Origin of the sequence: Candidatus Planktophila lacus (genome assembly GCF_002288385.1) — a bacterium.
Taxonomy (GTDB): domain Bacteria; phylum Actinomycetota; class Actinomycetes; order Nanopelagicales; family Nanopelagicaceae; genus Planktophila; species Planktophila lacus_D.
The window spans coordinates 102,395-115,472 of record NZ_CP016783.1 but is presented as its reverse complement, the minus strand read 5'-3'; the positions used below and the strand labels follow the sequence as shown (position 1 = coordinate 115,472).

13 protein-coding genes are annotated in these 13,078 nt (G+C 48.4%); 5 read left to right on the top strand and 8 right to left on the bottom strand.

Annotated elements, in window-relative coordinates; all coding sequences use genetic code 11:
- Positions 1–7: 7 nt before the first annotated feature.
- The gene (locus tag A1sIIB60_RS00545; protein ID WP_095688786.1) at positions 8–1,123 is read right to left on the bottom strand and encodes a citrate synthase 2; all 1,116 of its coding nucleotides are present in this window, start codon (positions 1,121–1,123) and stop codon (positions 8–10) included.
- 107 nt (positions 1,124–1,230) lie between these two features.
- Here A1sIIB60_RS00545 and pdxH point away from each other — a divergent pair, with 107 nt between their 5' ends.
- From pdxH to A1sIIB60_RS00530, 3 genes are read left to right on the top strand one after another with little or no spacing between them, the layout of a single operon-like run.
- A complete protein-coding gene (pdxH, locus tag A1sIIB60_RS00540) occupies positions 1,231–1,890 on the top strand; it encodes a pyridoxamine 5'-phosphate oxidase (RefSeq protein ID WP_095676972.1) in 660 nt (219 codons plus the stop codon).
- 9 nt (positions 1,891–1,899) lie between these two features.
- A complete protein-coding gene (gene serC / locus A1sIIB60_RS00535; protein ID WP_095688785.1) occupies positions 1,900–3,018 on the top strand; it encodes a phosphoserine transaminase in 1,119 nt (372 codons plus the stop codon).
- Positions 3,019–3,025: 7 nt separating this feature from the next.
- The gene (locus A1sIIB60_RS00530; protein ID WP_095676970.1) at positions 3,026–4,189 is read left to right on the top strand and encodes an MFS transporter; all 1,164 of its coding nucleotides are present in this window, start codon (positions 3,026–3,028) and stop codon (positions 4,187–4,189) included.
- A gap of 51 nt (positions 4,190–4,240) precedes the next feature.
- Here A1sIIB60_RS00530 and A1sIIB60_RS00525 read toward each other — a convergent pair whose 3' ends face one another.
- On the bottom strand, positions 4,241–5,509 hold the full coding sequence (locus A1sIIB60_RS00525) for an MFS transporter (RefSeq protein ID WP_095688784.1): 1,269 nt from the start codon (positions 5,507–5,509) through the stop codon (positions 4,241–4,243).
- Positions 5,510–5,527: 18 nt separating this feature from the next.
- Here A1sIIB60_RS00525 and A1sIIB60_RS00520 point away from each other — a divergent pair, with 18 nt between their 5' ends.
- Positions 5,528–5,740 carry a DUF2530 domain-containing protein gene (locus A1sIIB60_RS00520; protein ID WP_095688783.1) on the top strand — a complete coding sequence of 71 codons (213 nt, stop codon included), beginning with the start codon at positions 5,528–5,530 and terminating at the stop codon, positions 5,738–5,740.
- A gap of 11 nt (positions 5,741–5,751) precedes the next feature.
- On the opposite strand, the gene A1sIIB60_RS00515 is transcribed toward A1sIIB60_RS00520, so the two are convergent.
- From A1sIIB60_RS00515 to A1sIIB60_RS00490, 6 genes are all read right to left on the bottom strand, one after another.
- Complete coding sequence (locus A1sIIB60_RS00515) at positions 5,752–6,135, bottom strand: cold-shock protein (RefSeq protein WP_095670575.1); 384 nt, start codon at positions 6,133–6,135, stop codon at positions 5,752–5,754.
- An 89-nt stretch (positions 6,136–6,224) separates the two neighbouring features.
- Positions 6,225–6,896, bottom strand: a complete 672-nt coding sequence (locus A1sIIB60_RS00510; protein ID WP_095688782.1) for a DUF3027 domain-containing protein — start codon at positions 6,894–6,896, stop codon at positions 6,225–6,227.
- A 5-nt stretch (positions 6,897–6,901) separates the two neighbouring features.
- Positions 6,902–8,524 carry a chaperonin GroEL gene (gene groL / locus A1sIIB60_RS00505; protein WP_095670573.1) on the bottom strand — a complete coding sequence of 541 codons (1,623 nt, stop codon included), beginning with the start codon at positions 8,522–8,524 and terminating at the stop codon, positions 6,902–6,904.
- Positions 8,525–8,658: 134 nt separating this feature from the next.
- Positions 8,659–8,925, bottom strand: a complete 267-nt coding sequence (locus A1sIIB60_RS00500; RefSeq protein WP_095670572.1) for a DUF3263 domain-containing protein — start codon at positions 8,923–8,925, stop codon at positions 8,659–8,661.
- A gap of 57 nt (positions 8,926–8,982) precedes the next feature.
- Entirely contained in the window at positions 8,983–10,329 is a 1,347-nt protein-coding gene (locus tag A1sIIB60_RS00495; RefSeq protein WP_095689603.1) for a pyridoxal phosphate-dependent decarboxylase family protein, read from the bottom strand.
- Positions 10,316–11,812 carry an SDR family oxidoreductase gene (locus A1sIIB60_RS00490; RefSeq protein WP_095688781.1) on the bottom strand — a complete coding sequence of 499 codons (1,497 nt, stop codon included), beginning with the start codon at positions 11,810–11,812 and terminating at the stop codon, positions 10,316–10,318. The genes A1sIIB60_RS00495 and A1sIIB60_RS00490 overlap by 14 nt, the downstream gene beginning before the upstream one ends.
- A 23-nt stretch (positions 11,813–11,835) precedes the next feature.
- Here A1sIIB60_RS00490 and A1sIIB60_RS00485 point away from each other — a divergent pair, with 23 nt between their 5' ends.
- Entirely contained in the window at positions 11,836–13,068 is a 1,233-nt protein-coding gene (locus A1sIIB60_RS00485) for an NAD(P)/FAD-dependent oxidoreductase (protein ID WP_095688780.1), read from the top strand.
- Positions 13,069–13,078: the final 10 nt, after the last annotated feature.

Below are 13,078 nucleotides of genomic sequence, written 5' to 3'. Positions count from 1 at the left end.
TTATTGGTTAGCCGTGAAGCATTCCGACTGAGTCATCCCAGCCTTCAACATCTTCAGGTTTGCGTGGACCCTTGCCAACATAACGTGCAGATGGACGGATCAAACGACCAGTGCGCTTCTGCTCGAGAATGTGTGCTGACCAACCTGCAGTACGAGCAGCGGTAAACATTGATGTAAAGAGCGGTGCTGGTACTTGAGCGAAGTCCAAGATGATCGCTGCCCAGAATTCAACGTTTGTCTCCAAGACGCGATCTGGTTGGCGCTCACGAAGCTCTTGCAGAGCAGCCTTTTCAAGCGCTTCTGCAACCGCATAACGTGGTGCGTTAAGTTCTTTAGCAGTACGACGAAGTGTGCGAGCGCGTGGATCTTCTGCGCGGTAAACGCGGTGTCCGAATCCCATCAAGCGCTCTTTGCGATCAAGCAAGCCCTTTACATAAGCAGTTGCATCGCCAGACTTTTCAACTTCTTCGATCATGTGCAATACACGTGATGGAGCGCCGCCGTGAAGTGGACCTGACATCGCACCGATTGCACCAGAGATTGCTGCACAAACATCTGCGCCAGTTGATGCGATTACGCGACCGGTAAATGTTGAAGCGTTCATTCCATGCTCTGCAGCTGATACAAAGTAAGCATCGATCGCGCGAACGTGAAGTGGATCAGGCTCTCCGCGCCAACGGATCATCATGCGCTCAACAACTGTGTGCGCCTTATCAACTTCTGATTGCGGAACCATTGGCTGCCAAGTACCGCGAGCAGCTTGTGCCAAATATGAAAGAACCATTACAGATGTGCGGGCAAGGTTGCTGCGCGCTTCTTCATCTGAAATATCAAGTAGTGGTTTGAAACCCCATGCTGGTGCCAACATCGCAATCGCTGATTGGATATCTACGCGCACATCACCTGAGTGAACAGGTAGTGGGAATGGTTCAGCATTTGGAAGACCAGGATTGAAGAGATCGTCTACTAGTAGACCCCAAACGTTTCCGAAGGTAACGCGACCTACAAGGTCATCGATATCAACGCCGCGATAACGCAGTGCGCTGCCTTCTTTATCTGGTTCTGCAATTTGTGATTCGAAGGCGATAACGCCTTCCAGGCCGGGTTTGAAATCATCTGACATGCTCCAATTCTGCACCGTCCGAGGGGGTGCTGACGACCACCCATCCAGGAAATCACTAGGAAGTCCTAGAAGATGACGCAGAGGTAAAAGTGAGGTTCGATACATCTATGAGCGAACTCGACCGTGAAGCGATCCGTGCCATGCGCCGTTCTTACGGCGAGGTCGGTCTCGAGAATTTACCCGCTGATCCATTCGCCGCGTTCAGCACCTGGCTAAAGGAGGCGGCGGCGAATGACTTTATCGTCGAAGCTAACGCGATGGTGCTTTCAACCTTGGGTCTGGAAGAACATATCTCTACACGCACCGTTTTGTTAAAAGATATTTCTGAAGGTGGCTTTACCTTCTTTACAAATTACTCATCGCGTAAAGCACAGGAGATGGAGCTAAATTCGCAAGTCACACTTTTATTTCCCTGGTTTGCGATGGAACGCCAAGTTTCGATAAGTGGATTTGTCGAAAAGATTTCCGAAAGTGAATCAGCCGAATACTTTGCTTCGCGTCCTTGGTCCAGCCAAATCGGCGCATGGGCAAGTGCGCAATCCTCACCACTTTCATCGCGCGAAGAACTTGAACAACGCTTCGCTGGTGCATCTGAGAAATGGCCAGAAGGAACAACCGTTCCAAAGCCACCACATTGGGGCGGCTATCGCGTTACGCCGATCAGCATTGAATTCTGGCAAGGGCGCTATTCAAGGCTGCATGATCGCTTGCGCTATGAGCGGGCTAACAGCGAAACCGAGTGGGAGATAACTCGCTACTACCCTTAGGCTTAGCCCATGAGCGCAGATATTAAGATCCCAGATAATCTCAAACCACGTGATGGCCGTTTTGGTTGCGGTCCATCAAAGATTCGCCCCGAAGCACTTGCTGCACTTGGCGCATCTGGTTCATCGATTCTCGGAACATCTCACCGCCAAAAGCCAGTTAAGAACGTGGTTCATCGCGTGCGCGAAGGACTTAACTCACTATTTACGCTGCCAGAAGGTTATGAAGTTGTACTCGGAAACGGCGGATCAACAGCGTTTTGGGATATCGCAACATTTGGTTTAATTGAAAACAAATCACAGCACTTAGTTTTCGGCGAATTCTCTTCAAAGTTTGCATCAGCTGCAAAGGAAGCGCCATTTCTTGGCGAGCCAACTGTGATTAAGTCAGAACCTGGTTCACACCCACAAGCAGTTGCTGAAGCTGGCGTAGATGTTTACGCACTTACTCACAACGAAACTTCAACTGGCGTAGCGATGCCAATCAAGCGCCCTGCCGGAACAGATGGTGCGCTAGTTCTTGTTGATGCAACAAGCGCTGCTGGTGGCCTGGAAGTTGATGCAAAAGAATTTGATACTTATTACTTTGCGCCACAGAAATCATTTGCATCTGATGGTGGGCTTTGGCTTGCGCTAATGAGCCCTGCCGCAATTGCGCGCGCTGAGAAAATTAAGGCAAGCGGCCGCTGGGTACCAGCCTTCTTCGATCTTGGAATTGCGATTGAAAACTCACGCCTAGATCAGACTTACAACACACCAGCACTTATTACCTTTATGTTGCTCGCCGATCAGATCGAATGGATGAACACCAATGGTGGTCTTAAATTCGCAGCCGGCCGTAGCGCTGAATCTTCTGCCAAGTTGTACTCATGGGCAGAAAAGACTTCTTACACAACGCCATTTGTCATTGATCCGGCAATGCGCTCAAAGGTTGTCGGAACAATTAACTTTGATGAATCAATCGATGCCACTGCTGTTGCTGCAGCGCTTCGCGCTAACGGAATCGTTGATACCGAGCCTTATCGCAAGCTAGGTAAAAACCAACTTCGCATTGGTATGTTCCCGGCCGTTGATCCAAGTGATATTGATGCGCTAACTGCCTCAATTGATTTCGTTGTAGCAGCGCTCTAAAGCTCAGATGCCAAAGACGTTTGCGCGTAACGGGCAGTTCTGGCTGCTCGCACTTCAAGTAGCGACTGTTAACTTCTTTACTGGCGGTTTCGGTCCTTCTCAAGCGCTACTTCGTGAAGATCAAGGCACATCACTTGGCGTTGCCGGACTTCACGGAACTGCAATGGGCGTTGCCGCAATTATCGCGGGTGGAATGAATTCGAAGTTGGTCCACCGCTTTGGTCGTTCAAATACAACTTGGATCGGTTTAACAGTATTTTCCATCGGTATCGTCTTTTTCGTCTTTGCTCCCCCAGTACAACTAACTCTGCTAGCAACACTTATTGCAGGTTGGGGAATCTCAGTTGTTATCAATAATGTAAATACCGCTGGGTCTCATGCATTTGCAGAACGTTCACATACTGCTGTTGCACAGATCAACGCTGTTGCTATCGCAGGATTTGTGACTGGAAACTTTGTTATTGGATCAACTGCAAATATTGTGCGTGATCAATGGCGCGTGGGAATGTTGATCACCATTCCCTTTATCTTGGCGCTTTTTATCAAGGGACGTAAGTTTGAACCAGATTCTCATATCCCAGATGAAGATGGTCCACAGCGCGGAAAACTCTCGCGCGGATTCTGGTTCTCATTTACCGGATTCTTCATCTCGATCAGCGCCGAGTTTGCAACATCTTTCTGGTCGGCATCGCTAATTAGCGATCGCACCGATGCCAGTGCAGCTATTTCAACTCTGGCAGTAATCGCCTTTGGCACAGGAGTTGGTACTGGACGTTGGTATGCCGGTCGCGTCTTAAAACGTTTCCACGCCGATGAGCAGTTGAAGATCGCACTTACACTGCAATTTATAGCATTTGGATTCTTCTGGTCTTCGCACAATCTGGTGCTCTGCCTTGTAACTTTATTCTTTGTTGGACTTGGAATTTCAGTTCAATTCCCACTATTTACCTTGCGTATGGTTGCATTTAGCGAAGGCCGTCCTGATTTATCTATTGGTAAGAGCTCAATTGCAGCAGGTATCGCTATTGCTTGCTCGCCGCTATTGCTGGGAATCTTGGGCGATAACTTCGGAATTTCACGTGCGTACATCATGGTTCCGGTACTTATTGCACTTGGTTTTCTAATGGTTACGCTCTCACCATCAAAGCATTTGGGCGCGAATAATATTTAAATGAACTACCGCACTCGTAGACTAATCACAGTTTTAACTTTAATAAGTTTATTAGCGCTGATCGTCATAGGCGGCAGGTAATACGCCTTCAACCGAAATATCTTTCGGAAGCTTTACCTTGTTGTGGAACAACGCCCAGATAGTCAGACAAGCGCCAAGTGAGATCAAACCGCAGAGCGCAATTGTTTGGCGAACGCCAATGGCTTCAGCAAGGAAGCCAATAAGTGGCGAACCAAAGGGCGTTCCACCCATAAATATAAGTAAGTAAATTCCACTAACGCGACCGCGGATCGCTGGATCTGAGTTGACTTGAATCAGCGAGTTAGCAGTAATCAGCATCGTAAGAGCGCTGAAACCGCAGAACGGCAACCAGATTGAGTACCACGTGTAAGTAGGTGCCAGAGAAAGTAAACAGATTGCAGTGGAAAATGCCACTCCCGCTTTAATAACAAAGTTTGTGCGGCGATGTTTCTCTAATCGCGCGGAGAAAAGAGCGCCAGAAAGTGAACCAAGTGCGATGTATGTTCCAAGTAGTCCAAATGAGGCTGGCCCTTTTCCAAATTCTATAGTTGCCATTAGGGCGTTAAAGATCTGAAAGTTCAATCCGAATGTTGCAACGAAGAAAACTACAATCATTACAACGTATAAGTCAGGGCGAGCCAGAGCATAATTAACGCCTTCTCGCACGGTGCCTAGCGTCTCTTTCTTCTCTAGGATAAAAAATTCGGATTCGCGCATTCGCAGTAGTGCAAGAATCACAAATACATAGGTACCGGCGTTGATTATGAATGAAGGACCAGTATCAAAGCGCGCAATAAGAAAGCCAGATAGCGCAGGGCCAACTAGGCGCCCAGCGTTGAAATTAGCTGAGTTTAAGCTGACCGCGTTGGCGATATCGGAATGGCCAACGATCTCTGAGGTAAATGATTGGCGAATAGGCGCATCTAGCGCTGAAGAAATTCCCAGGGCTAGGGCAAAGAAAAAAACATGCCAGATCTGTACTTGGCCGAGCAAAACAAGAATTCCTAAACCAAGGGAAGAAAGTGCGCCGATAAAGTTAGTTGCAATAAGAAGTTTGCGTTTATTTACTCGATCGGCAAGTACGCCACCGTGCAGTGAGAAGAAGAGAACCGGAGCAAATTGAACTGCGGTAACAAGGCCGAGATAGGTTCCACTATTGCCGGTTAACTGCAGAATCAACCAATCTTGAGCGATACGCTGCGCCCAAGTTCCGATGTTGGATGCGGCATTTGCCGGAAAGAGAATGCGGTAATTACGGTGGCGAAAAGAACGCCAGTTACCGTCTGCTTTTACCGCCATCGCTTGTATGCTTCCTTCGTGAGTTCAAACAATAATTCAGAGAATAAATCAGAAATTAAGTCTGTCGTAACTCTAATCACTTTAGGCACTATTGCGTGGGTTATCGCAGGTTTATATTTTGCGATCACAGGTGCAGAGAGCAAATTAATCTGGACCTGTGTTGCAGGTGCAGCACTTGGTGCATGGGGTATTCGTTACTCAAAGCGCCGCGCAGCGCGCAGCGGCATTTAGATCAGAAGTATTTAAGCTTCTAGCTGGCTAGCAATACCGCGCAAAACGCGACCAAGGCGTTCTGCATCGGTGCCAGATGGATGACGTCCATGGCGCAAACCATTTCCGACTTTATCCAAAATCTTAATTGTGTCTTCGATCATCGCAGCAAGGTCATCGTTATTGACTCGTGAATTTTCCGCGAGTGAAACCGGTGCCTCAACGATATGAATCGACATCGCTTGTGGACCTTTACGGCTATCGATAATGCTGAACTCAACCTTTGTGCCAGGCTTTACCGAAGGAACGCCTTCTGGAAGAGATGATGCAGCAAGATAAACATCTTCGCCTTCATCATTTGAGATAAATCCGAAACCCTTTTCGAGGCTAAACCATTTAACGCGACCTGTAGGCATGGCGTTCTCCTTATAAGAATTTCAGTACTCGTGTAGACAAGGGGTCAAGATTCAAGTTTATCGCAAGCAAAGAGGGGCGGGAACCCCTATTAATTAGGGAGCGTGGCTTCAGAGTGCGCGCCGCAGCCGTGATCGACTGAAACTACGCGGGCATCATCTGGAGCGATCGCATTTGCACACACGCCAAATGATGCGCGTAGTGAACCTGCGATTGGAATAAAGAAGCCACATGATTGGCAAGGCTTTGGTGCGTTCTGTGCCAAAGGCGTATTTGGTCCGCGATCGCCTGTGTACCAACGCTTACTTGCTTGATCGCGACCTTCAATTGAAAGTACTCGTGGACGAGCTAAACCAAGTTCGTAAATCTGCGCTGCATCTAAATCTTCATCTTGAATAAGCGCGTTTGCACCAGGGACTAAACGAGTGTCATCTAGAACGCTTGGAACAATTACACCCGGCTGAATATCTTCAGGCAAGATTCGATCTTTATATTCGATCCATTCTGGCGCCATAAGTGAATCTGGACCAGGAAGAACAACTACATCACAAACGGTTGGTTGCGCTGATGCATCTACCTTTGCAACAGTGACGCACCAGCGCCAACCTTTATAACCCTGAATATCTGCGTCGAAGAGATAACTTGCAACGCGATCTTCGTCATCGAATTCGACAGAGATGAAGTTACCGACTTGCGATGGCTTTTCGGCATCACCAAGTGCAGCACTTCTTGCTAAATCTTCTGCGTCGAACCCTTTTGTCATTTAGCTTAGAAATCCATTCCGCCGCCGTCGCCACCCATTGGGGCAGCTGGCTTGTTCTCTGGCTTATCTGTGATTACCGCCTCCGTTGTGATGAAGAGCGCAGCGATTGATGCCGCGTTCTGCAACGCAGAGCGAGTTACCTTTGCAGGATCAATGATTCCAGATTTGATCATGTCGACGTATTCGCCAGTTGCAGCGTTAAGTCCGAAACCTACTTCTAGGTGACGCACCTTCTCTACAACGACTCCGCCTTCAAGACCGGCGTTGATTGCGATCTGCTTTAGTGGAGCTTCGATCGAAAGTTCTACGATCTTTGCGCCAACTGCTTCTTCGCCTTCTAGCTTTAACTTCTTAAATGCTTGTGTTGCAGCCTGCAAGAGGGCGACGCCACCACCAGCGACGATGCCTTCTTCAACTGCAGCCTTTGCGTTACGTACTGCATCTTCGATGCGGTGCTTGCGCTCTTTGAGTTCTACCTCAGTTGCAGCGCCTGCCTTGATTACAGCAACGCCACCTGCGAGCTTGGCAAGACGCTCTTGCAACTTCTCGCGGTCGTAATCTGAATCAGACTTCTCGATTTCGGAACGGATTTGAGCAACGCGGCCCTTGATCTGTGCGTCATCTCCGCCGCCTTCAACAATGGTTGTCTCTTCCTTGCTGATAACAACCTTGCGAGCGCGACCAAGAAGTTCTAGGCCAGCTGTTTCGAGCTTCAAGCCAACTTCTTCAGAGATAACTGTGGCCCCAGTAAGGATTGCAATATCTTGCAACATCGCCTTGCGACGATCTCCAAAGCCAGGTGCCTTAACTGCTGCTGCGCGGAAGATTCCGCGAATCTTGTTTACAACCAAAGTAGCAAGCGCTTCGCCTTCAACATCTTCAGCGATGATTGCAAGTGGCTTACCTGATTGCATTACCTTTTCAAGAACCGGTACGAGATCCTTGATATTTGAAATCTTTGAGTTAACAATCAATACGTAAGCATCTTCAAGAACTGCTTCCATGCGATCTTGGTCGGTTACGAAATATGGAGAGATGTAACCCTTATCAAAGCGCATACCTTCAGTGAGCTCGAGTTCGAGACCGAATGTATTTGACTCTTCAACAGTGATAACGCCTTCTTTGCCGACCTTATCCATCGCTTCAGCGATCATGTCACCGATAGTTGCATCGGCTGCTGAGATAGATGCAGTAGCTGCGATCTGCTCTTTTGAATCAACGCTCTTGGCCATCGAGGCAAGCTCTGCAACGATCGCTGCAACAGCCTTTTCGATGCCGCGCTTTAGCGCCATTGGGTTTGAACCGGCAGCAACGTTGCGGAGACCTTCGCGCACAAGTGCTTGAGCTAGAACAGTTGCAGTTGTTGTTCCGTCGCCTGCGACATCATCTGTCTTCTTAGCAACTTCCTTAACGAGTTCTGCACCGATCTTTTCCCATGGATCATCGAGTTCAATATCTTTTGCGATTGAGACGCCATCGTTGGTGATTGTTGGGGCGCCCCACTTCTTCTCTAGAACAACGTTACGTCCGCGAGGTCCAAGGGTTACTTTGACTGCATCAGCGAGAACGTTCATTCCGCGTTCTAGTCCGCGACGGGCTTCTTCATTAAAGGCAATCATCTTTGCCATGTAATTACTCCTTGTTTGTAACTCATTTAGTTTCTGCCATTTGGGGGCGTTTTATCACTCACACCCCGAGAGTGCTAACGCCAAATCTAGACGGTCTTATTCCCTGTCGCAAAACGAGGGCGGTGAATTGGTTGTTATCGGGCTGAACGCGCACTCATACGAGCCTCACGCAGGCGGCGCAGGCGCTTAACGAGCATTGGAGAGGCCGCTAGGGCATCGTCCCGGTCGATCAGGTCATTGAGTAGTTGGTAGTAACGAGGAGCGGTTAGGTCGAAGAGCTCTTTAATTGCAGACTCTTTCGCACCAGCAAAGCGCCACCAATTGCTCTCGAAATCAAGGATGCGTACTTCGAGGTCGGAAAGCGAAGACCCCTGCACATCATTATTTTCGAGCGCTGACATGGAGTAAATCTTAAACCAGCAGTAGCAGAAATTGTGGGATTTACACCTTACTAAATTTTAAAGAGTATCCAAGATCATAGATATATCTGTGATCTTCGTCCAAGGGTTAACTATCGCAAAGCGCAAGATTGATTGGCCTTTATCTGATGATGGTGGGATAAAGCCGATCTGATCAGCCAATAATTTATCGCTCCACTTTTGATAATCACTTGGCGCCCAACCTTTGCGAGTAAAGGCAACAATAGAAAGTTCAGGTTCGTGAATCAAATCTAAATTGGGATGTTGGCGAACAAGTTCGGCGGCATCGCGAGCCACGGTAAGTGTTTCCTCCATCGCTTCGGTGTAAGCATCTGTGCCATGTGCTGCAAGTGAAAACCAGAAAGGTAATCCGCGGACACGACGCGTTAAGTGAATTGCATAATCCGCCGGTGACCAAGTGTCATCGTGCAAAGTTTCCAAATATGAAGCATGTTGAGTGTGAACTTCTTTAGCAAGATCTGGGTTGCGATAGATAAGTGCGCAGGCATCGAATGGCGCAAAAAGCCACTTATGTGGATCAACGATTAAAGAATCAGCTTGTTCTACCCCGTTAAATTTTGCGCGCACAGATGGTGCACATAAAGCCGCTAATCCATAAGCGCCGTCAACGTGGAACCAGATATCGCGAGCATGTGTTGCTTCGGCAATTGTTGCCAAATCATCAATGATTCCGAGGTTTGTGGTGCCGCCGGTTGCGACAACAGCAAAGACGCGGGTTTGCGTCGTGGCATGCAATTGATCAATTGCCGCACCAAGTGCGTCACCGTGCATCTTGCGATCAGCACCTGGCTCAATCTTTAGAAGTTCTACATCCATGATTTGGGCAGCGCTAGCGATTGATGAATGTGCTTCTGCGCTGCAAGCGATGGCCCAACGTGAAGTATTTGGATATTTCTTTCGTGCAGCAGCACGCGCCACAACAAGTGCAGAGAGATTTCCAATTGTTCCGCCTTGTACAAAAACGCCACCGGCAGATTGTGGAAGTCCCGCTAAATCTGCGATCCAACGCAACGCTTGATTTTCAGCAAAAACTGCACCCGCGCCTTCTTGCCAAGATCCACCGTAGAGTGAACTGGCACCAACAACTAGGTCGAAGAGATTTGAATATTCAGTTGGTGCAGATGGAATAAAGGCTAAGTTGCGCGGATGATCTGTTGAGATACAGGCCTTTGCTAAAACATTGGTAAACACTTCAAGTGCTTCATGTCCGCCTAAACCTTTTGCGGTGATGGTGTTGCCAACTTCTTGAAATAAATCTTCAGCGGTGCGCGGTCCATCTAGCGGTGGATCATCTTTTAAACGCAGCAGGCTGTATGCCAGGATCTCTTTGGCAAGGGATTCGACCTCTGAATTAAAGGCGTGAATTGGCATGGTCGGTGCGATTGGCCTTTCGAATCAGATTTCGCATCATCGTTGGGAAAACAAAGATGTGGAAGGGAAGTACAAAGTACCAATACAACTGACCGCCTAAACCACGTGGCGAGAAGCTAGCTTCTTGTACAACAGTGCGATCGGTTCCGTTATCGATGACGCTAAATTCGAGCCACGCTTTTCCAGGCAGAACCATCTCGGCGTAAAGTTTTAAACGTTTGCCGCGTTCTAACTCTTCAACGCGCCAGAAATCTAAACTGTCACCAACGCGCAGGGTTAACGGATCGCGACGGCCACGACGAAGTCCAACTCCGCCAAAGATGCGATCTAACAAACCGCGCAAGAACCAGAGAAAATCTGCACCGTAGTAACCGTTTTCGCCACCGATACTTTCAATCGCTTGCCACACAGATGCTGCGCTTGCTTCAGTATTTGATTCGCGACGATCGCACAGAACCATTTCACCAGCCCATTCGGGATCGCCTTGCGCTTTCTGCCACGGCGCAGTTGGAAATGCAGCATCTGACCAACGAGTAATTACATCGCGATCTGCAATACGAGAAAGCGCCAAGGTAATTGCACCTTCGACATCGATAAAACCTTCTGGTGGCGGCGGAATAATTGCATCAATACTCTTTGCCGGATCTGCAACTACTTCGCTAATCAAAGATTCAACAAGTGGGCGAGCAAGTGATGTTGGCACGGGAGTCACAAAACCGATCCACAACGAAGAGAGCTTCGGAGTTAGAACAGGAACGGAAACAATCCAGCGCTTGCGAAGCCCTGATAACTTGGCAAATTTCTGCATCATGTCAGCGTAAGAAAGAACTTCTTTGCCGCCGATGTCACAAACCTTGCCCACCGGCTTTTCAAGTGAGGCAGCTTTGCGCAAGTAATAGAGCGCATCGCGGATCGAAATTGGTTGCGTTAAATTCGAGACCCATTTTGGTGTAGTCATAATCGGCAGGCGGTGCGTTAGGTGGCGCAACATCTCAAAGGAAGCTGATCCCGAACCGATAATGATTCCAGCGCGAAGTTCTAAAACAGGAACAGATGTTGATGCTAACTGCGCACCTGTATTCATGCGAGATGCTAAATGTTGGCTACGGTTCTTATCGTTAGCAATTCCACCTAAGTAAACGATCTGCTTAACGCCTTGCTTTTCTGCGGCAACTGCAAAATTACGCGCCATCTCAGATTCAATATCGTCGAAGTTTTTACCTAAATTAATAGAGTGCAAAAGATAGAAAGCGGTATGCACGCCTTTGAGAGCGCGATCTAAATCTGAAATTACAGTGGCGTTGCCTTCAACGATATTGACATCTTTAGCCCACGGTTGATCGGCAACTTTCTGCGCATCGCGTACCAAAATTCGCACATCGCATTTATCGCTTACGAGGTCGCGTACCAAACGGCCGCCGACATAGCCCGATGCGCCAGTTACAAGTATCAAACGCCCTGAGTTCTGCGAGTTCATGGTGGAGAGCCTAGACTCTGCACATGGCTTCTTCTAATCGACCTCGCGTCGTAATTCTAGGCGCAGGCTTTGGCGGGCTAACCGCAGCCAAGGCGCTATCGAAAGACGCCGATGTAACCGTTGTTGATCGCCACAACTTTCAAACATTTCTGCCTTTGCTCTACCAGGTAGCAACTGCTGGCCTTGCTGCAGACCATGTGGCGCATCCAGTCCGAGGCGCACTGCGCAAGAGCGGCGTGAAATTCCGAATGGGTTCCCCAATCTCGGTTGATCATAAAAACAAATCTGTAAAACTAGATTCTTCTGAAGTTCTTGAATTTGATCATTTAATTGTTGCACTCGGTTCTGCAACGGCAGATTTCGGAGTTGCAGGTGTAAATGAGCATGCACTTGGTATGAAGAGCGTGCATGAAGCAATCGGTATTCGCGCCGAAGTAATGCGCCGTTTTGAAGATCTCTGTCGTTTTGAAGATCAGACCAGACTTTCTTTAAGCGTTGTCGGTGGCGGTCCTACTGGCGTTGAAATGGCTGGCGCACTTGCCGAGCTAAAACGTGGTCCACTTAAAAATGATGAAGCAAATGCCGCAGAACATATCGATATTTACTTGATCGAAGCAGGGCCAAGAATCTTGCCAATGTTTAGCGAAAAGTTGTCTGCACGAGCTAAGAAAGATTTAGGGAAACTTGGCGTCAAGGTTCTGCTCAATACCGCTGTGCAACAAGTAAAGCCACGTCAGATTCTTGTTAAGGATGGATCTGTAATTCCATCAGAAGTAACTATTTGGGCAGCCGGCGTTAAAGGTGAACCAACTGGTGGGCTACTTAACTTGCCACTTGAAGGAACTCGCATCAGCGTTGCGCAGAACTTGCAGGTAAATCACTATCCACATATTTGGGCGATCGGTGATATCTCTAGCGCAAAGGGCGCAGATGGTGGTTTCTTACCGATGGTTGCACCAGTTGCGATGCAACAAGGGCGTTGGGTTGCAAAACAAATTATGCGTGCCGCGCGCGGTCAAGCGCTACAAGATTTTAAATACCTCGATAAAGGTTCCATGGCAACAATTGGTCGCCATAAAGCGGTTGTGCAATTTAAGGGAATTCAGATCACGGGAATTCCAGCTTGGTATGCCTGGTTGTGGCTGCATTTGTTCTACTTACTTGGCGGGCGCAACAAGATCGGCACTATCGCCGATTGGACCTGGAACTATTTAACATTCGACCGCGGCAATCGCCACATCATGGATAGCCTGTAGCCAAAGCAGC